The following is a 17,960-nucleotide window of genomic DNA, read 5'->3' on the forward strand; positions in this document are numbered from 1 at the left end:
GGCCGTCCGACGGCCGGAGCGGCTCACTTCGGAGGCCGCCCGGAACGGCGAACGACGAACGGAAGGATGCCCAACACACCCATAACGAGCGGAGGTTCCACAGGAAGCGGCCCAACAGCCATCGATTGCGGCGCAGTTCCGTCGAGCTGCGGAGTCGCGGCGAGGGAGGAGAGTGAAGCCGGTTCATCGAGTTGATGGAAGCGGTCCAGCGGCCAGGCGATCACGAAAGCGCGACCGACCACATCGCTCAACGGGACGGTGCCCTGGCCCGGATTGCCCATGTGGAAGCGGGAGTCGGCGGAGACGTCACGGTGGTCCCCCATCACCCACAGACGGTCCTTCGGCACCTGCACCTTGAAGGGCTGCCGGGACGGCGGGTTGCCCGCCGCGAGGTACGGCTCCTCCACCGCACGGCCGTTGACGCTGAGCCGCCCCTGCGCGTCGCAGCACTCGACGGTGTCCCCGCCGACGCCGATCACGCGCTTGATCAGATCCTGCTCGTTGTCGGACGGCACCAGCCCGACGAAGGTCAACACCTGCTTGGCCGGGCCCAGGACCGGACCGTCGTCGGACGGCTTGTGATCGCCCTCCAGCCAGCCGCCCGGGTCCTTGAACACCACCACGTCGCCGCGCTGCGGCTCACTGCCGAACCAGGGGGTCAACTTGTCCACCAGCACCCGGTCCCCGACCTTGATGGTCTGCTCCATCGAGCCCGAGGGGATCACGAACACCTGGATCAGGAAGGTCTTCATCACCAACGCCACCAACAGCGCCACCATGATGATCAGCGGGAACTCGCGCAGCAGCGAACGCTTGCGCCGTCGGGCCGCGCGTCGGGCACTGCGGCGGCGGTCGGCGCGGCCACGGACCGGTGCGACCGGATCCGCGGCGTCGGCGGGGCCGGCCTCGCCCTCACCCGGCTCCGGGGCCGGGCGGTCGGCGACCCGCCCCCTACCCCTGCTCCCCATGACCGCCCGTCCCCGCAATCGCGGCGAAGGCCGCGGGCCGGTCCAGGCTGGTCAGGCGCGAGAACGGGTAGACCACCCAGTCCGCCCGACCGATCACCTCGTCCTCCGGAACGAAGCCGCCGCCGGGCTCCCCGAGGTGGTCGCGCGAGTCCCGGGAGGCGCTCCGGTGGTCGCCCAGGACGAAGAGTTTGCCGCGCGGCACCAGGACGTCGAAGGCCACGTCGGAGGGCTGGTCGCCCGGGGCCAGGTAGGCGCTCTCGTCCACCGGCACGCCGTTGACGGTGAGCGGCGCGCCCGGTCCGGTGCTGCGGACCCGGTCCCCGGCGACGCCGATCACGCGCTTGACGTAGACGGTGTTCCCGGCCGGGACCAGTCCGAGGTCCCGCCCGGCCGAGCGCAGGCTGTCCCAGAAGCCCGGCGGATCGGCCGAGTCGGGGAGGAAGGAGCCGGTGCCGTCGAAGACCACGACGTCGCCCCGCTGGGGGTGGCCGCCGAAGGCGTAGGCGAGCTGGTTGGCGATCAACCGGTCGCCGGGCCGCAGGGTGTCCTCCATCGAGCCGGAGGGCACCGTGAACGGACGGGCGACGAAGGCGTTCACCAGCAGCAGGGCCGCCAGGCAGATCCCGGCCAACAGCAGCAGGTCCCGCGACCGCGACCGCCCGGGCTCCTCGTCCTCCTCCGCCGCCTCGGACCGGTCGTGGTCACCGTCCCGGTCCTGATCACGGGCCTGATCCTGATCACGGGCTTGATCACGGGCTTGATCACGGTCCCGGCCCGATGCCGTACCCGGCGCCGGTTCCGCCTCCCGGACCGGCCCGGAAACGACCGCGGACCGCGACAGCGAGTCCGCACCGGTGGGTGCGGGACTGCCGTCGCGGTCCGCGGGTGGTTCGTGCGTGCTCATCGGGCGCTGAGCTTACCTTGCGGTGGCCCGGCCCCTCGGAGCGCTCCGGTCCCCCGGCGTGGCCGGGGGGCGGTGGATCAGCGGTCGCGCTTCTCCTTGATCTTCGCGGCCTTGCCGCGGAGGTCACGCAGGTAGTACAGCTTGGCGCGGCGAACCGCACCGCGGGTCACGACCTCGATCTTCTCGACGACCGGGGTGTGCACCGGGAAGGTGCGCTCCACGCCGACGTTGAAGCTGACCTTGCGGACGGTGAAGGTCTCACCGACGCCGGCGCCGTGGCGACGGATGACGACGCCCTGGAAGACCTGGACACGGGAGCGGTTGCCCTCGATGACCCGGACGTGAACCTTCAGGGTGTCACCGGCGCGGAAGGCCGGGATGTCGGTGCGCAGCGAAGCCGCGTCGACAGCAGCGAGCTTGTTGCTCATGTTGCTCTCCATCGCAGGCGCCACGGGCCGCCCACGGAAGTTCGTCACAATGGGGTGTGCTGCGGGCCGCATCGGCTGGCGGCGATCCCCCCGTGGCGAGGGCGCCGGTCCACGTGCCCCCTACGGAAGGGGACCAGCGACAGACAGCAGCTGCCTATTCTTCCACATCACCGGCGGCGGACCGAAATCGGCCCAGCTCCTCGTCCCAGGCCAGGCCCAGGACGCTGAGCGCCGCCCGGTCCTTCTTGTCGAAGGAGCCGTACTGCCAGCGTTCGACCAGGTCGGGCCGGTTGCCCAGGGTGCGGGCGAAGGCCTGCTCCCGCCGCCAACGGGCGATCTTGCCGTGGTTGCCGCTGAGCAGCACGTCCGGCACGGTCCGGCCGCGCCACTCGGCGGGCTTGGTGTAGACCGGGCCCTCCAGCAGGTCGGCCATCGCACCGGGCGCGAAGGAGTCGTCCCGGTGGGACTCGGCGTTGCCGAGCACGCCGGGCAGCAGCCGGGCGATCGCCTCGACCATCACCAGCACCGCGACCTCGCCGCCGGCCAGCACGTAGTCGCCGATCGAGGCCTCGACCACCGGCATCCGGGTGGCCGCCTCCTCGATCACCCGGCGGTCGATGCCCTCGTACCGCGCGGGCGTGAACGCCAGCCAGGGACGGCCGGCCAGTTCCTGGGCGAGCTCCTGGGTGAACGGGCGTCCGCTCGGGGTGGGCACGACCAGGGTGGGCACCTCGCCCTCGGGGCCGCCGGCCAGCACCGCGTCCAGCGCCTCGCCCCAGGGCTCGGGCTTCATCACCATGCCGGGGCCGCCGCCGTACGGGCTGTCGTCCACCGTGCGGTGCACGTCGTGGGTCCATTCCCGCAGGTCGTGGAGGTGCACGTCCAGCTGGCCGCGGGCCCGGGCCTTGCCGACCAGCGAGATGTTCAGCGGTTCCAGGTACTCGGGGAAGATCGACACGACGTCGATCCGCATCCCGGTCCGGACGCCCCCGGCGGCGGCCTCCGCGAGCTCGGGCGCGCGGTCCCCCGCGAGCTCCGGCGCGTGCTCCCCCGCGAGCTCCTGGGCGGCAGGGTCCTGAACAGCGAGGTCCCGGGGAGCCTGTTCGACGCTCACTCCGACTCCTCCGGCTCCTCCGTCGCGCCACCGGCGACCTCGGCCACCTCGGGGTCGATCAGCCCGGGCGGCGGGGTGATCACGGCCCGCTGGTTCTCCAGGTCGATGGTCGGCACGATCTGGCTGACGAAGGGCACCAGCACCTCCGTCCCGTCGGCCTTCTCCACCGTGAGCAGGTCCTGGTACGGCAGGTGGACGACCGCGGTCAGCTCGCCGACCGGGGTGCCGTCGAGCAGCACCACGTCGAGGCCGACCAGCTGGTGGTCGTAGTACTCCTCCGGGTCGTCCGGGCGCTCCTCCGGGTCGACCTCGGAGATGAGCACGGTGCCCCGCAGCGCCTCGGCCGCGTTGCGGTCCTTGACGCCGGCGAAGCGCAGCAGCAGCCGACCGCTGTGCACCCGGCCCGATTCGACGGTCAGGGGCCCGGCCGAGGCCGGGTCGGTGAGCAGGACGGCACCGGGGCCGAGCCGGAGCTCCGGCTCGTCGGTGCGGACCTCGACACTGACGTCCCCCCTGATGCCGTGGGCGCGGCCGATCCTGCCGACGACGAGCTGCACGGTGATCGTTCTCCTGGAGTTGCTGGGCGAGCGAGAGGGCAGAGAAGGGTGGTGCGGAAACGAAGAAGGCCGACCGGGACGACATGCGTCCCGGTCGGCCTCAAGCCCGACGGCTGAACGAGCAGCTGCGTCAGCGAATGTTGTCCACGTCGACCAGGTCGACCCGGACGTTGCGACCGCCGAGGGCGCCGACCACGGTGCGCAGTGCGCGCGCCGTGCGGCCGCCCCGGCCGATCACCTTGCCGAGGTCATCGGGGTGCACCCGCACCTCGATGGTGTTACCCCGACGCAGGTTGCGCGAGCGCACCTGCACCTCGTCGGGGTGCTCGACGATGCCCTTCACCAAATGGTCGAGGGCGTCCTCGATCACGATCAGGCCTCGACGGCGGCGTCGGCCTCGGCCTCGGCCTTGTCCGACTTCTTGGCCTTCGGGGTGATGGCGACACCGGTGGTGGCGTCCTCGAAGCCGGCGACGGCCTTCGCGAACAGGTGCGAGAAGTCCTCGACCTTGGGCTCGGCGACCTTCAGCGGCTCCGGAGCCGGCAGGCCCTTGAACTTCTGCCAGTCGCCGGTCAGCTTGAGGATGGCGAGCACGGGCTCGGTCGGCTGGGCGCCGACGGACAGCCAGTACTGGGCGCGGTCGCCGTCGACCTCGATCTTCGAGGGGTTGTAGGTCGGCTGGTAGATGCCGATCTCCTCGATCGCGCGACCGTCACGCTTGGTGCGGGCGTCGGCGACGACGATGCGGTAGTGCGGGGAGCGAATCTTGCCGAGACGCTTGAGCTTGATCTTGACTGCCACGGGAGTGGGTTCTCCTGGTGTTGACGTGGGTGAGCAGCTTCGCGGTCCGCGTGGGGTTGCGGGGCGGGCCGTTCAAGGGACACGCCAGCCGTAGGAGAGAGGGGTCCTGCTCGGCTGCCGAGTACTCAGCTGTCCATTCTGCCATACCGGCGCGGACGGTCTTCACCCGGCCGCCACGGCCGACGCCCCGCCGACACCCCACCGGAGCCACGGCCGGCATCCCACCGGAGCCCCGTGGACGGGCGCTCGGGAGCGCCGCAGACCCGCAGGCCCGGGCCCCGAGGACAGAAAAACGGGCCCGCTCTCCAGCGGACCCGCTCATGGACGAAGGACTCAGGCTCGACCGGGAGCCCCCGCTCCCGGTCAGCCCACGGACTCACCGATGTCACCTGTGTCACCGGCACCGATCACCCCGGCCGCGCCGACTGCCCGCACAGTCGCCGACCGGTCCCGGTCCCGGCTCGTGCGACGGTCTACGCGATCTTGAACGGCTGCTGGCACGCGCCGCAGACGATGGACGCCTGGGCGAGCACCGACGGTACGACCCGGACGTTGCGCCCGCAGCCGCAGACCGCCTTGACCCGGACGCCGCCCCCGGAGGAGCCGTGCCGGGCGGCCGGACCGCGGAAGGCGCGGTTCGTGCCGTCGCCGGCCACCGCTTCCTGGTGCGCGCCGAGGGCGCGGTCCAGTCGCTCGATGGTCTCGGCGTAGCGCTCCTGCGTCTCCTTGAGCATGGTCACCTGGGAGAAGCCGCTGCTGGCGTGCGGCTCGACCGGGTGCGCCAGGCCCAGCTCGGAGGCGAGCATCAGGAAGCGCCGGTTGTGGTAGCGGCCGGCCCGCGAGGTGTCCCGGATGTCCCGGGCCGCGGCCAGACCGTGGGCAGCCTCGTGGAGGAGCCGCTCGAAACCGAGCCGCGTGCCACAGGCCGAGGAGGACTCGCCGATCAGTGCCTCGGGCGAGGCCAGGTCGGGGAGGTCCTGATGGTAGGCCTGGATGTCACTCCAGGCGGCGGCCAGTTCGGCCGCGAGGACGAGGGGCTGTGTCGTGCTCACGCTAGACCAACGATGCAGGGCGAGCCGATGTTCCGCATGTTCCCGTTCTCCGGGAATTCCCAGGGAACTCCCAGGAATGCACGACTGCGCGCGAATTGCGCGTTCCGGATCTGACGCAAGACCAACCCCCTGCCGGTTTCGGTCCGTCGCAACACCGGCGGACCTCGTGAATTCCGTCCGGGGGCGGGCTGTCGCCCCCTGGACGTACGGCCCGTGGACCCGTCGAAGTTGACAGGGCCACGGGCCGTACACCGTACCGCTATTCCGTTAATACCGGCAGCTGACCGGCCGGTAGGGATGTCCACGACCTGGACGCCCCCGGCAGAGTTACCGGATTCTTACCCACCCGCATTCCGGGCAAATGTCGCCGGCAACGGTCATTACCCGCCGACGGCTGACATCAGTACGCGCGCGCGACGATCGCGATATTGCCGTCCTGGTCGTCCGTCGCCGGCACCGAGCCGTCGGCCGCGACGATGCAGCGCACCGTGACGCCCTGCTCGGCCAGCTTGGCCTCGCCCTCCGCGCCGAGGTCGGCCCAGGAGATCCGGCCCCAGCCGGTCGCGGCGGCCTCGATGGCCTCGTCCAGGGTCTTCACGTCGACGGTACGGGCCTCGCGGCGCTCGCGGGACTGGCGCAGCAGCAGTGCCTGGTCCTCCTCCAGGATGCCCGGCAGCAGGGCCGCCAGGGCGTCGATGGAGACCGGCTCCTTGCCGCCCGGGATGCGGCGGGCCAGCATCGCGGTGCCGTTCTCCAGGTCGCGCGGGCCGACCTCGATGCGCAGCGGAACGCCCTTGAGCTCCCAGTCGACGGCGCGGCGGCCGAACGGGGTGTCGGTGCGGTCGTCGACCACCACCCGGATGCCGGCGGCCTCCAGCTGGGCGCCGATCTCACGGACCTTGGCGATGACCGCGTCGTCGCCCTTGATGGCCAGCACCACGGCCTGGACCGCGGCCAGGCGCGGGGGGACCCGCAGGCCGTTGTCGTCGCCGTGGGACATGATCAGGCCGCCGACCATGCGGGTGGAGACGCCCCAGGAGGTCTGCCAGACGTGCTCGCGCTCGGCGCCCTGCAGCTGGTAGGTGGTGTTGAACGCCTTGGCGAAGTTCTGGCCCAGCTCGTGGCTGGTGCCCATCTGCAGCGCCTTGCCGTCGCCCATCATGCCTTCGAGCGTGAGGGTGTTGATGGCGCCGGCGAAGCGCTCCTTGGCGGTCTTGCGGCCGAGCACGACGTCGATGCCGAGCACGTTGGTCATGAAGTCGCCGTAGACCTGGGTGTGGATCATCGACGCGTAGTCACGGGCGTCCTCGTAGGTGGCGTGGGCGGTGTGGCCCTCCTGCCAGAGGAACTCGGTGGTGCGCAGGAAGACGCGCGGGCGGAGCTCCCAACGGACCACGTTGGCCCACTGGTTGATCAGCAGGGGCAGGTCGCGGTGGCTCTGCACCCACTTGGAGAAGTACTCGTTGATGATCGTCTCGGAGGTGGGCCGGACGACGACCGGCTCCTCCAGCTGCTTGCCGCCGCCGTGGGTGACCACCGCGAGCTCGGGCGCGAAGCCCTCGACGTGCTCGGCTTCCTTGGTCAGGTAGGACTGCGGGATGAACATCGGGAAGTAGGCGTTCTGCGCACCCGCCTTCTTGATGCGCGCGTCCATCTCCTGCTGCATCCGCTCCCACAGGCCGTAGCCATACGGTCGGATGACCATGGTGCCGCGCACCGGACCGTTGTCGGCCAGCTCGGCCTTGTTGATGAGGTCCTGGTACCAGCGCGGGAAGTCTTCCGCCTGAGGGGTGAGTACGGGTGCCTTAGCCATGGGCGGAATGGTACGGGGATCCACCCCTCCACTTCGAATCGGTATCACACTCGCGGGAGGGGAGGAAACACCCGCAGCGGCGGAAACGGCACACCCGCAGCCGTGGCACGCCGTCCGCAGGGGGCGCACGACCGCGACCCGCGCGCACCACCCTGCACCCCTCTGGACTCCGGGCCCGACCCGCTGTTCGCTGGAGTGGGGCGGGACTTTGGGGGAGCCGTAGCAGCACACCGAAGGACCGGATGGGAGGCCGCGATGGCTTCAGCTCGGACGACCGGCACGACCGCACGACCAGCGGGCGCACGACCAGCGGGCGCACGACCGCACCACCCGCAACCGGGGGCCGCCGGGCCCGCGCGGGCGCGCGACTGGGCGGAGATCCAGGAACGCATGCTGGTGCCGCTCTACGAGGCGGTGTACCACCGCCTGGAGGTCGGCCCGGCGAGCAGCGTGCTGGGGCTGGGCTGCCGCTCCGGGCTCGCCCTGCTGCTGGCTGCCGGGCGGGGCGCCCAGGTCTCCGGCCAGGAGCCGCGGGACGAGTTGCGCGAGCTGGCCCGGGACCGTCGGCTGCGGGTGTGCGCGGGCGCCCGGCCGGCCGCCGCCGTCCCCCGCTCGGCCCATTCGCTGGTGACGGTTTTCGACCAGCTGCCCGGCGCCGCCGACCCCGGTCGGGTGGTCGCCGAAGCCGCCCGGTCGACCCTCCCCGGCGGGCACGTGGTGCTGGCGGCCTGGGGGCCGCCGGAGCGCTGCGCGAGCGCGCCGGTGCTGGACGTGGCACGCCGGAGGGCGGGCCGGACCACCGCGCGCGATCCCTTCGAGCTGAGCGCGCCGGGGGCGCTGGAGGACCTGCTCGCGCCGGTCGGCCTGCGCCCGGCCGGCAGCGGCCGGGTGAGCTGCCCGTTCGCCTATCCGGACCTGGACAGCGCGGTGCGCGGCCTGCTCTCCACCGGGCTGTTCGAGGCGGCCGAGGAGTTCTCCGGCGCCCCGCTGGTGGCCAAGGAGCTGGAGGAGGCGCTGCAGCCGTACCTGCGCCCGGACGACTCGGTCCGGATGGAGAACGTCTTCCGCTACCTGGTCGCCGAGCGGCCCCGCTAGCCGGGCGGCCCCGCTAGCCGGGCCGCACCGCACCGCCGACCGGGCGACGCCGTCAACCGGGCAACCCCGCCGACCGGGCGACGCCGCCGGAGCACAGCGCCACCGGAGCACGGCCCCGCACCCACGAAACCGGGGGCGCCTGCCATCACGGCGGGCGCCCCCGCTCCACCGGCTCACGCCTGTTCGTCGGCGGCCTTCCGCGGCACCCCCGCCGCCCGGTAGGCCGCCTCCTCGTCCAACGTCTCCGCCTCCAGCAGCGCCGCCGCCAGCGCGTCCAGCCGGGGCCGCTGCTCGGTCAGGATCCGCACCGCGTCCTCGTAGCACTCGGCGACGATCCGCCGGGCCTCCTCGTCCACCGCGTCCAGCGTGGTGGGCGCCGCCGAGAGCCCGTACGCGCCCTGGGCGTCCGCGGGCACGGCGGTGAGCCGCCCGACCCGCTCGCTCATCCCCCAGCGCCCGGCCATCCCGCGGGCGATGTTGGTGACCTGCTCCAGGTCGCTCTCCGCGCCGGTGGTGATCACCCCGTAGACCACCTGCTCGGCCGCCATCCCGCCCAGCGCGCCGATGATCCGGCCGCGCAGGTAGGGCTCGGTGTACGAGTAGCGGTCGTTCTCCGGGGTGGAGAGGGTGACGCCGAGGGCGCGGCCGCGCGGCACGATGGTGATCTTGCGGACCGGGTCCGCGCCCGGCTGGAGCATGCCCAGCAGCGCGTGCCCGCTCTCGTGGTACGCCGTCCGCTCGCGTTCCTCCTGCGGCATCACCAGCGGCCGCACGGCGCCGAGTTGGACCTTCTCCAGGGCGTCCGAGAGGTCCCGCTCGTTGACCGCGTCCTGCTGCCGCTTGACGGCCAGCAGGGCGGCCTCGTTGACCAGGTTGGCGAGTTCGGCGCCGGTCATCCCGGGGGTGACCTTGGCCAGTTGGACGAGGTCGGTGTCGCCGGCCAGCGGGACGCTCCGGGTGTGGATCCGCAGGATCGCGGCGCGCCCCTCCCGGTCCGGCGGGCTGACGGTGATCCGGCGGTCGAAGCGGCCGGGGCGCAGCAGGGCCGGGTCGAGCACGTCGGCCCGGTTGGTCGCGGCGATCACGATGACGCCCTCGGAGCCGGTGAAGCCGTCCATCTCGGTGAGGATCTGGTTGAGCGTCTGCTCGCGCTCGTCGTGCCCGCCCATGCCGCCGCCGGCACCGCGCTGGCGGCCGATGGTGTCGATCTCGTCGATGAAGATGATCGCCGGTGCCACCTTGCGGGCCTCGGCGAACAGTTCGCGGACCCGGCTGGCGCCGACGCCGACGATCATCTCGATGAACTCCGAGGCGGAGGCGGAGAAGAACGGCACGTCCGCCTCGCCGGCCACGGCCCGGGCCAGCAGGGTCTTGCCGGTCCCCGGCGGGCCGCTGAGCAGCACTCCGCCCGGCAGCTTGGCGCCGAGCTTGCGGTACCGCTCGGGGTTCTTCAAGTAGTCGACCACCTCGGTGAGTTCGGCCTCGACCTCGTCGATGCCGGCCACGTCGGCGAAGGTGGTGCGCTTGCCCTGGTCGGCGGTGACCGGCTTGGGCGGGGCCTTGCGGCCGAGCGGCCCGCCGCCCAGTCCGCCGGCCATCCGGCGGGCGAGCAGCACCCAGATGAAGACCAGCAGCAGCATCGGGGCGAGCGAGAGCAGCAGGTTGGTGAGGAAGCTGCGCTGCTGGACCGGGGAGGTCGCAGTGACCTCGACGCCCTGCTGCTGCAGGGTGCCCCACAGGTTGTCACCCGCGAAGGAGGGGCGCTGGGTGTCGAACTCGGTGTAGTCGCCCTTGCCGCCGTCGGGTTTGGGCTGGGCGCTCTTGAGCGTGCCCTCGATCGCGTCGCCCTTGGAGTAGATCTTGGTGATGTTGCCCTTGTTCAGCTGGTTGTTGAACTCGGTGTAGGAGATCGTGGTGGCGCCCTCGTTACCGAAGAACGACAGCAGCAGGTCGGAGATCAGGAACACCACGAGTGCGGTGAGGACGAGGCCCGCCCAGCCGCCGGGCATCCGGCGGCGGGGCGGCGGCGGGGGCGGGGCGCCCTCGGACCGCCAGGGCTGGTCGGGGGTCTGGCGCGGCGGCACGGGTTCGGTCACCCACCGGACAATACGGACAGCCGCTCGGGCGGGCCAACCGCAACGCCGCGCCCGAGCCGCCGTCCGGCCGTGCCGAGGCCCCCGACCAGCGGTTATGCCGCGCCGCCCGGCCACTCCTCGGCAGTCAGCGCGAACCGCTCGTGGTCGCGCCAGTCGTTCTGGAGGAACAGCATCCGCGGGGTGAAGCCCTCGTGCCGGAAGCCCAGCCGCTTGGCCAGCGCGATCGAGCGGTCGTTCTCCGGCTGCACGTTGATCTCCAGCCGGTGCAGGCCCAGCCCGTCGGCCGACTGCGGGGCGAAGCAGCGGTCCAGGACCAGCCGCAGGCCCTCGGTCATCCGCCCGGTGCCGGCGAACGGCAGGTACGAGTCGTAGCCCAGCGAGGCGTTGCAGAACCGGCCCATCACGATGTTGGCGACGTTCACCTTGCCGACCAGCCCGCCGGTCTCCCGGTCGAGGATCAGGAACGTGCGCAGGCCCGCCCCCTGGCGCCCCAGCAGTTCCGGCAGCCCGTCCGGCTCGACCGGGTTCCACCGTCCGATGTGCTCGGCGGACCGTCGGACCGCCTCCGCGTACGCAACCTCGTCCTCGGCCCTCGGGGCCCTGATCATCACTCGCATGCCGACATCATCGGGCACGCGAACGGCCCGCCGCCCGGGGATCACCGGACGACGGGCCGATCACAGTCGATCAGAACCGGTCGAGAACTACAGAGGGCTACAGAGGGCTACAGAGGACTACAGCAGGTCCTTGAACTCCTTGGGCAGTTCGAAGTCGGACGGGCCCTTGCCCGCACCGAGACCGAACGCGCCGCCGTCGGCCGGACCCTGGCCGGCGCCCGGGCCGAGCGCGCGGCGCTCGGCGGCCGCGGCCTCCTCCTGCGCGCGCTTCAGCGGGTTGCCGCTCTTGCGCTTGCCCTTGGCCTGCGGGGCCTTCTTGCCGGACTTCTTCGCGCCGCCGCCCATGCCGGGGATCCCCGGCATGCCGGGCATGCCCTTGCCGGAGGCCATCGCGGACATCATCTTGCGGGCGTCGAAGAACCGCTCGACCAGGTTCTTGACCTCGCCGACCTGGACACCCGAACCCTTGGCGATGCGGGCCCGGCGGGAGCCGTTGATCAGCTCCGGCTCGGCGCGCTCGGCCGGGGTCATCGACTTGATGATCGCGCCGACCCGGTTGACGTCCTTGTCGTCGATGTTGTTGATCTGCTCGCGGATCTGGCCCATGCCGGGCAGCATGCCGAGCAGCTTGGAGATCGAGCCCATCTTCTGGACCTGCTCCAGCTGGGACAGGAAGTCGTCCAGCGTGAAGGCCTTCGGGCCGCCGCGCAGCTTGGCGGCGATCTTCTCGGCCTCGGCCTGCGAGAAGGTCTGCTCGGCCTTCTCGATCAGCGACAGGACGTCGCCCATGCCCAGGATGCGCGAGGCCATCCGGTCCGGGTGGAAGGCGTCGAAGTCGTCGACCTTCTCGCCGTTGGAGGCGAACATGATCTGTCGGCCGGTGACGTGGGCGACCGACAGGGCGGCACCGCCGCGGGCGTCGCCGTCGAGCTTGGAGAGCACGACACCGGTGAAGTCGACGCCTTCGAGGAAGGCCTGCGCGGTGGTGACCGCGTCCTGACCGATCATCGCGTCGACGACGAACAGGACCTCGTCCGGGTTCACCGCGGCGCGGATGTCGGCGGCCTGCTGCATCAGCTCGGCGTCGATGCCCAGGCGGCCGGCGGTGTCGACGATGACGACGTCGTACTGCTTCTGCTTGGCGTACTCGATCGAGTCCTTGGCGACCTGCACCGGGTCGCCGACGCCGTTGCCCGGCTGCGGGCCGTAGAAGGCCACGTCGGCCCGCTCGGCCATCACCTGGAGCTGGGTGACCGCGTTGGGGCGCTGGAGGTCACAGGCGACCAGCAGCGGAGTGTGCTTCTGCTTCTTCAGCCAGGCGCCGAGCTTGCCCGCGAGGGTGGTCTTACCGGCACCCTGCAGACCGGCCAGCATGATGACCGTCGGGCCGCTCTTGGCGAACCGCACCCGGCGGGTCTCGCCGCCGAGGATCGCGATGAGCTCCTCGTTGACGATCTTGATGATCTGCTGCGCCGGGTTCAGCGCACCGGAGACCTCGACGCCGGCCGCGCGCTCCTTGACCTGCTTGATGAAGGCCCGGACGACCGGCAGCGCGACGTCCGCCTCCAGCAGCGCGATGCGGATCTCGCGGGCGGTGGCGTCGATGTCCGCCTCGCTCAGGCGGCCCTTGCCCCGGAGGTTCTTGAACGTCGCTGCGAGGCGATCGGAAAGGGTGTCGAACACGTCGGCGCGGGTCCTCTGCGGCATCGGTATCAGTACGGTCGTCGTCCCCCAGGGTATCCGGCCGCCCCGGGTACGGTCTCCACCCCCGTACGGCGGATCCGCGAACCGGCTCGCGCACCCGCCGCGGACCGGCCCGCACCCCCGCCGGGGACCGGCTCGCGGACCGGCCCCGGACCGGCCCGGGAGCGCCCCTCAGCCCAGCGCCGAGCGGACCTCCGCCGCCACCTCCGCGGCCCGCTCGCCGGTGAGCGGACGGCCCGCCGGATCGGTCAGGTAGAAGGAGTCGACGGCCTCCGCACCCAGCGTGGAGACGTGCGCGGTGCGCACCCGCACGCCCGCCCCGTCCAGCGCCCGGCCGATCCGGTGCAGCAGCCCGGGGGCGTCGTGCGCGCGGACCTCCAGCACGGTCGCGGTCGCCGAGGCGACCGCCGGCGCCACCGCGACCAGCGGCGGTGGGGTCGGTATCCCCCGGCGGCGCGGGGCGGCGGCGTCCCGCTCGGCGAGCCGGCGGGAGACGTCCAGCGAGCCGTCCAGCGCCCGCCGCAGGTCGGCTCGCAGCCGGGCCGCCTCCGGCAGCTCGCCGTACTCGGCCGCCACCCGCCAGGACAGCAGCAGCACCGGGCCCGCGCCGATCGGGTCCAGCTCGCGCAGCCCGGCCGAGCGGACGGTCAGCCGGTGCAGGGCGAGCACCCCGGCGACCGTGCCGAGCAGCCCGGGCCGGTCCGGGACGGCCAGGGTCAGTTCGACGCCCATCGGTTCGGTGCCCGGGGCCGTCCCCTCCGCCTGGGCCAGCAACGACAGCGCGGGGGCGTCGGTGCGGGCGGCCTCGACCGCGAGCCGCTCCTGCTCGGTGCTGGGCGCCGCCTCCGGGGGCGGGGCGCCGCCCCCGGCCAGCTCGGCGGCGACCCGCGCCACCAGGCCGTCCACCAGTGAGGCCCGCCAGCCGCTCCACGCCGCCGGACCGGTGGCCAGCGCGTCGGCCTCGGTGAGCGCGTGCAGCAGTTCCAGCTCCGGCAGCGAGCCGACCGCCTTGGTGACGGCCTCGACGGTGGCCGGGTCGTCCGGGTCCCGCCGGGTCGCGGTCTCCACCAGGGTCAGGTGGTGGCGGACCAGCACCGCCAGGGTCTCGGTGTCCTCGGCGGGGAAGCCCATCCGGGCGGCCAGGTCGCGGACGATCACCTCGCCGGCCTCGCTGTGGTCCCCGGGCCAGCCCTTGCCGATGTCGTGCAGCAGGGCGGCGACCAGCAGCAGGTCCGGCCGGGCCACCCGGCGGGTCATCGCGGCGGCCCGGACCGCCGTCTCCACCAGGTGCCGGTCCACCGTCCAGCGGTGCACCGCGTTGCGCTGCGGCCGGCAGCGCACCCGCTCCCAGTCCGGCAGCAGCCTGGTCACCAGGCCCTCCGCCTCCATCGCCTCCCAGACCGGGACGGCCGCCTCCCCCGCCCCCAGCAGGGTGACCAGCTGCTCGCGCGCCTCGTCCGGCCAGGGCACCGGCAGCGGACGGCACTCGGCGGCCAGTCGGCGCACCGTGGCGTAGGAGACGGTCAGCCCGTTCTGGGCGGCGGCGGCCGCGGCCCGCAGCGGCAGCACCGGGTCGGCGGCCGGCCGGGCGGCCTGGGCGAGCACCGCCTCGCCGTCCTGCTCGACCACGCCCTCGGCGAGCGGGCGGCGGTCGACGGCGCCCCGGGCCACCGCGCCGCTGCCGCGGCCGGCCCCGGTGAACGGGAAGCCCCGCCGGACCGCCCGGCGACCGCGGCCGGACCGGGCGGCGAGCACCCGGTCCACCGCCCGCCAGGTGACGTCGCTCGCGTAGGCGATGGTCCGGGCGGCCTCGTAGACCTGGCGCAGCAGGGTGTCGGCGTCCAGCACCCCGAGCCGCTCGGCGACCTGGTCCTGGTCCTGGAGGCTGAGCCGCTCGGTGGCCCGGCCGGTGGCCAGGTGCAGCGCGTCGCGGACGTCGGCGAGCCGCAGCGCGGCCGCGTCCAGGCCGTCCCGGGGCGCATCGGCGAGCCAGCTGGCGGCGACGGCGTCGAGCGCGACCAGGTCGCGCAGGCCACCGCGGGCCTCCTTCAGGTCGGGCTCCAGCAGGAAGGACAGTTCGCCGTGCCGCTCGGCCCGCTCCCGGCCCAGCTCGCGCAGTTCGGGCAGGCGCGCGGGGGCGCTCGCGCGCCAGTCGGTGAGCACCGCGGAGCGCAGCGCGGCGGTGAGCGCCGCGTCCCCGGCGAGGTGCCGGGCGTCCAGCAGGCCGAGCTGGGCCTTGAGGTCGGTGGCGGCGACGGCACGGGCCTCGGCGGGGGTGCGCACCGAGTGGTCGAGCTGGGCGCCCGCGTCCCACACCGGGTACCAGATCCGCTCGGGCAGCTCGCGGTCGATCGGGCCGTCGTGCAGCAGCAGGACGTCCAGGTCGCTGCGCGGGGAGAGCTCGCCCCGGCCGTAGCCGCCGACGGCGACCAGGGCGACGCCGAAGAACGGGGCGCCGGCGGCGGCCAGCAGTCCGGCCAGCCAGTCGTCGGTGAGCCGGGCGAGCGCGGCCCGGCGCGGCCGGCCGGTCAGCCCGGGCCGCTCCAGCAGCGCGGCCCGGGCCGCCGCGTGGTCGGTGGGTGGGGAGGCGGGCTCGGCGGGGCTGTTCTCGGTGGTCATGCGCGGGATCCCGTCCGTGGTGCGGGTGAGCCGTCGTACGGATGAGCCGTGGTACGGCTGAGCGGGGATGCGCCGACGGGCGGACCCGCGCCCCGGGGAGGGGCGGGCCCGCCGGATCGGTCAGTGCCTCACAGGGCGTCCGGGCCGCGTTCGCCGGTGCGGACCCGGACGGCGGTGTCGACCGGGACGCTCCACACCTTTCCGTCGCCGATCTTCCCGGTCCGGGCGGCCTTCACCAGGACGTCGATCAGGTCGTCGGCGTCCTCGTCCTCGACCAGCACCTCGATCCGGATCTTCGGGACCAGGTCGACGGTGTACTCGGCGCCCCGGTAGACCTCGGTGTGGCCGCGCTGGCGGCCGTAGCCACTGGCCTCGGTGACGGTCAGGCCGTGGACCCCGAAGGCCTGCAGGGCGGCCTTCACCTCGTCCAGGCGGTACGGCTTGATCACGGCGGTGATGAGCTTCATCGGGCGTCGACCTCGGTCTTCTCGGCGGACTTGTCAGCGGGCTTCCCGGCAGGCTTCCCGGCGGCCGCGGGGCCGGTGGCGGTGCCGGTCGCGGAACCGGAACCGGAACCGGAACCGGTCGCGGTACCGGAGGCGGCCCCCGGCGCGGATCCGGCCGTGGAGCCGGACGGGGAGCCGGGTGCGGAACCGGACCCGGCGCCGAGCCCCAGGGTCGGGAACGCCCGGGCCAGCCCCGCACCGACGGCGCTGAAATCGTAGGCGGACTCGGCGTGTTCGGCCTGGTCGATGCCGGCCACCTCGACCTCCTCGGGGACCCGGAAGCCGACCAGCTTGTCGACCGCCTTGGCCAGCAGCCAGGACAGCACGAAGGAGTACGCCGCGACCACCGCCACGCCCATCGCCTGCTTGCCGAGCTGGCCGAACCCGCCGCCGTAGAACAGGCCCTTGGCGGTCTGGCCGACCCCGCCGGTGGCGAACAGGCCGATCAGCAGCGAGCCGATCGCCCCGCCCACCGCGTGCACGCCCACCACGTCGAGCGAGTCGTCGAAGCCCCAGCGGTACTTGAGCGAGACGGCGGCGGCGCAGACCCCGCCCGCGACCAGGCCGATCGCCACCGCGCCGAGCGGGCTGACCGAGCCGCAGGCCGGGGTGATCGCGACCAGTCCGGCGACCGCGCCGGAGGCGGCGCCCAGCGTGGTGAACGCGCCGTGCCTGAGCTTCTCGTAGACCAGCCAGCCGACCAGCGCCGCACCGGTGGCGACCTGGGTGTTGACCATCGCCATCGCGGCCACGCCGTTGGCGGCCAGCGCCGAGCCGGCGTTGAAGCCGAACCAGCCGAACCACAGCAGCCCGGAGCCGAGCATCACCAGCGGCAGGCTGTGCGGGCGCATCGGGTCCTTCTTGAAGCCGACCCGCTTGCCCAGCACCAGACAGAGCGCGAGGCCCGCGACACCGGCGTTGATGTGCACGGCCGTCCCGCCGGCGAAGTCGATCACGCCGTTTCTGTCGCCCAGCCAGCCGCCGTTGCCGTTGTCGACCATGAACACCCAGTGGGCGACCGGGAAGTAGACCACCGACACCCAGAGCGCGATGAACAGGCCCCAGGCGGAGAACCTGGCCCGGTCCGCGACGGCGCCGGAGATCAGCGCCGGGGTGATGATCGCGAACATCAGCTGGAAGATCGCGAAGGCCGTCACCGGGATCGACCCGGTCAGCTCGTTCAGTCCGATGTGGCGCATCCCGAGGAAGTCCAGGTTGCCGATCAGCCCGGCGAAGGCGTCCGGTCCGAAGCTGAGCGAGTAGCCGTAGAGGACCCAGAGCACGCTGACGATGCCCAGCGAGAGGAAGCTCATCGCCAGCATGTTCAGTGTGCTCTTGGCCCTGACCATGCCCCCGTAGAAGAAGGCCAGGCCCGGGGTCATCACCATGACCAGGGCCGCACTGATGAGCACGAAGGCGGTGTCGCCCGCGCTGAAGCCGTCCGGCATCGGCGTCTCCTCTGCGTCCAAGCCGCTCCGCCCCCGGGAACGCGTCCCGTGCCACCCGGGGTGTCGGCGATGAAGAGGAGAGTGCCGAAGGCGGGTTTCGGCCAGTGCGGTCGGTTGTTTCGCGGCCGTGACGCGTGCGTCGCCCGGGTTACGGGCGCGTGAACCACGGCCCCGCCGGTGGGCCGGATGGCTTAACGTGCCCGCCACCCGGGCGCCCACGGGCGGAAATGCCACCGAC

The 17,960-nt window shown here is 72.9% G+C and carries 16 protein-coding genes; 1 reads left to right on the top strand and 15 read right to left on the bottom strand.

Annotated features, from left to right (window positions below; genetic code table 11):
* Positions 1-23: 23 nt before the first annotated feature.
* The 9 genes from lepB (ACIP4P_RS39930) to proS form a co-directional block, all read right to left on the bottom strand.
* Positions 24-968 (bottom strand): signal peptidase I, encoded by a 945-nt coding sequence (gene lepB, locus ACIP4P_RS39930; protein WP_400927928.1) that lies wholly within the window; start codon positions 966-968, stop codon positions 24-26.
* Positions 952-1,602: a signal peptidase I gene (gene lepB / locus ACIP4P_RS39935; RefSeq protein WP_400927931.1), complete on the bottom strand. Its 651-nt coding sequence runs from the start codon at positions 1,600-1,602 to the stop codon at positions 952-954. The genes lepB (ACIP4P_RS39930) and lepB (ACIP4P_RS39935) overlap by 17 nt, the downstream gene beginning before the upstream one ends.
* 347 nt (positions 1,603-1,949) lie before the next feature.
* The gene (gene rplS, locus ACIP4P_RS39940; RefSeq protein WP_030243502.1) at positions 1,950-2,300 is read right to left on the bottom strand and encodes a 50S ribosomal protein L19; all 351 of its coding nucleotides are present in this window, start codon (positions 2,298-2,300) and stop codon (positions 1,950-1,952) included.
* Positions 2,301-2,454: 154 nt separating this feature from the next.
* On the bottom strand, positions 2,455-3,273 hold the full coding sequence (trmD, locus tag ACIP4P_RS39945; RefSeq protein ID WP_350515331.1) for a tRNA (guanosine(37)-N1)-methyltransferase TrmD: 819 nt from the start codon (positions 3,271-3,273) through the stop codon (positions 2,455-2,457).
* 137 nt (positions 3,274-3,410) lie between these two features.
* Positions 3,411-3,971, bottom strand: a complete 561-nt coding sequence (gene rimM, locus ACIP4P_RS39950) for a ribosome maturation factor RimM (protein ID WP_350515300.1) — start codon at positions 3,969-3,971, stop codon at positions 3,411-3,413.
* Between the two features lie 130 nt (positions 3,972-4,101).
* A complete protein-coding gene (locus ACIP4P_RS39955) occupies positions 4,102-4,341 on the bottom strand; it encodes an RNA-binding protein (protein WP_030056773.1) in 240 nt (79 codons plus the stop codon).
* Positions 4,342-4,343: 2 nt separating this feature from the next.
* Complete coding sequence (gene rpsP / locus ACIP4P_RS39960) at positions 4,344-4,772, bottom strand: 30S ribosomal protein S16 (protein WP_350515299.1); 429 nt, start codon at positions 4,770-4,772, stop codon at positions 4,344-4,346.
* A gap of 473 nt (positions 4,773-5,245) precedes the next feature.
* On the bottom strand, positions 5,246-5,824 hold the full coding sequence (locus ACIP4P_RS39965) for a hypothetical protein (protein WP_188307074.1): 579 nt from the start codon (positions 5,822-5,824) through the stop codon (positions 5,246-5,248).
* A 400-nt stretch (positions 5,825-6,224) separates the two neighbouring features.
* Positions 6,225-7,637, bottom strand: a complete 1,413-nt coding sequence (proS, locus tag ACIP4P_RS39970; RefSeq protein WP_400927829.1) for a proline--tRNA ligase — start codon at positions 7,635-7,637, stop codon at positions 6,225-6,227.
* Positions 7,638-7,892: 255 nt separating this feature from the next.
* Here proS and ACIP4P_RS39975 point away from each other — a divergent pair, with 255 nt between their 5' ends.
* Positions 7,893-8,732, top strand: coding sequence for a class I SAM-dependent methyltransferase (locus ACIP4P_RS39975; protein WP_400927832.1), 840 nt, complete (start codon positions 7,893-7,895; stop codon positions 8,730-8,732).
* A gap of 173 nt (positions 8,733-8,905) precedes the next feature.
* Here ACIP4P_RS39975 and ftsH read toward each other — a convergent pair whose 3' ends face one another.
* The 6 genes from ftsH to ACIP4P_RS40005 all read right to left on the bottom strand — a co-directional run bounded on the left by ftsH (position 8,906) and on the right by ACIP4P_RS40005 (position 17,722).
* Entirely contained in the window at positions 8,906-10,828 is a 1,923-nt protein-coding gene (gene ftsH, locus ACIP4P_RS39980) for an ATP-dependent zinc metalloprotease FtsH (protein WP_400927835.1), read from the bottom strand.
* Between the two features lie 92 nt (positions 10,829-10,920).
* The gene (locus ACIP4P_RS39985) at positions 10,921-11,445 is read right to left on the bottom strand and encodes a GNAT family N-acetyltransferase (protein ID WP_400927838.1); all 525 of its coding nucleotides are present in this window, start codon (positions 11,443-11,445) and stop codon (positions 10,921-10,923) included.
* 117 nt (positions 11,446-11,562) lie between these two features.
* Positions 11,563-13,128 carry a signal recognition particle protein gene (gene ffh / locus ACIP4P_RS39990; RefSeq protein ID WP_350515330.1) on the bottom strand — a complete coding sequence of 522 codons (1,566 nt, stop codon included), beginning with the start codon at positions 13,126-13,128 and terminating at the stop codon, positions 11,563-11,565.
* Between the two features lie 192 nt (positions 13,129-13,320).
* A complete protein-coding gene (locus ACIP4P_RS39995) occupies positions 13,321-15,768 on the bottom strand; it encodes a [protein-PII] uridylyltransferase (protein ID WP_400927841.1) in 2,448 nt (815 codons plus the stop codon).
* Positions 15,769-15,896: 128 nt separating this feature from the next.
* Entirely contained in the window at positions 15,897-16,235 is a 339-nt protein-coding gene (locus tag ACIP4P_RS40000) for a P-II family nitrogen regulator (RefSeq protein ID WP_350515293.1), read from the bottom strand.
* A complete protein-coding gene (locus ACIP4P_RS40005; RefSeq protein WP_400927845.1) occupies positions 16,232-17,722 on the bottom strand; it encodes an ammonium transporter in 1,491 nt (496 codons plus the stop codon). Before ACIP4P_RS40005 ends, ACIP4P_RS40000 begins: the two co-directional genes overlap by 4 nt.
* Between the last annotated feature and the right edge of the window lie 238 nt (positions 17,723-17,960).

This window comes from Kitasatospora sp. NPDC089509, assembly GCF_044749365.1.
GTDB lineage: Bacteria > Actinomycetota > Actinomycetes > Streptomycetales > Streptomycetaceae > Kitasatospora.

Coding starts and splice junctions, on each gene's coding strand:
- ACIP4P_RS40000 (WP_350515293.1), bottom strand. CDS start 16,235: ATGAAGCTCATCACCGCCGTGATCAAGCCGTACCGCCTGGACGAGGTG.
- ACIP4P_RS39995 (WP_400927841.1), bottom strand. CDS start 15,768: ATGACCACCGAGAACAGCCCCGCCGAGCCCGCCTCCCCACCCACCGAC.
- trmD (WP_350515331.1), bottom strand. CDS start 3,273: ATGCGGATCGACGTCGTGTCGATCTTCCCCGAGTACCTGGAACCGCTG.
- rplS (WP_030243502.1), bottom strand. CDS start 2,300: ATGAGCAACAAGCTCGCTGCTGTCGACGCGGCTTCGCTGCGCACCGAC.
- ACIP4P_RS39975 (WP_400927832.1), top strand. CDS start 7,893: ATGGCTTCAGCTCGGACGACCGGCACGACCGCACGACCAGCGGGCGCA.
- lepB (WP_400927928.1), bottom strand. CDS start 968: ATGGGGAGCAGGGGTAGGGGGCGGGTCGCCGACCGCCCGGCCCCGGAG.
- ACIP4P_RS39985 (WP_400927838.1), bottom strand. CDS start 11,445: ATGCGAGTGATGATCAGGGCCCCGAGGGCCGAGGACGAGGTTGCGTAC.
- proS (WP_400927829.1), bottom strand. CDS start 7,637: ATGGCTAAGGCACCCGTACTCACCCCTCAGGCGGAAGACTTCCCGCGC.
- ACIP4P_RS40005 (WP_400927845.1), bottom strand. CDS start 17,722: ATGCCGGACGGCTTCAGCGCGGGCGACACCGCCTTCGTGCTCATCAGT.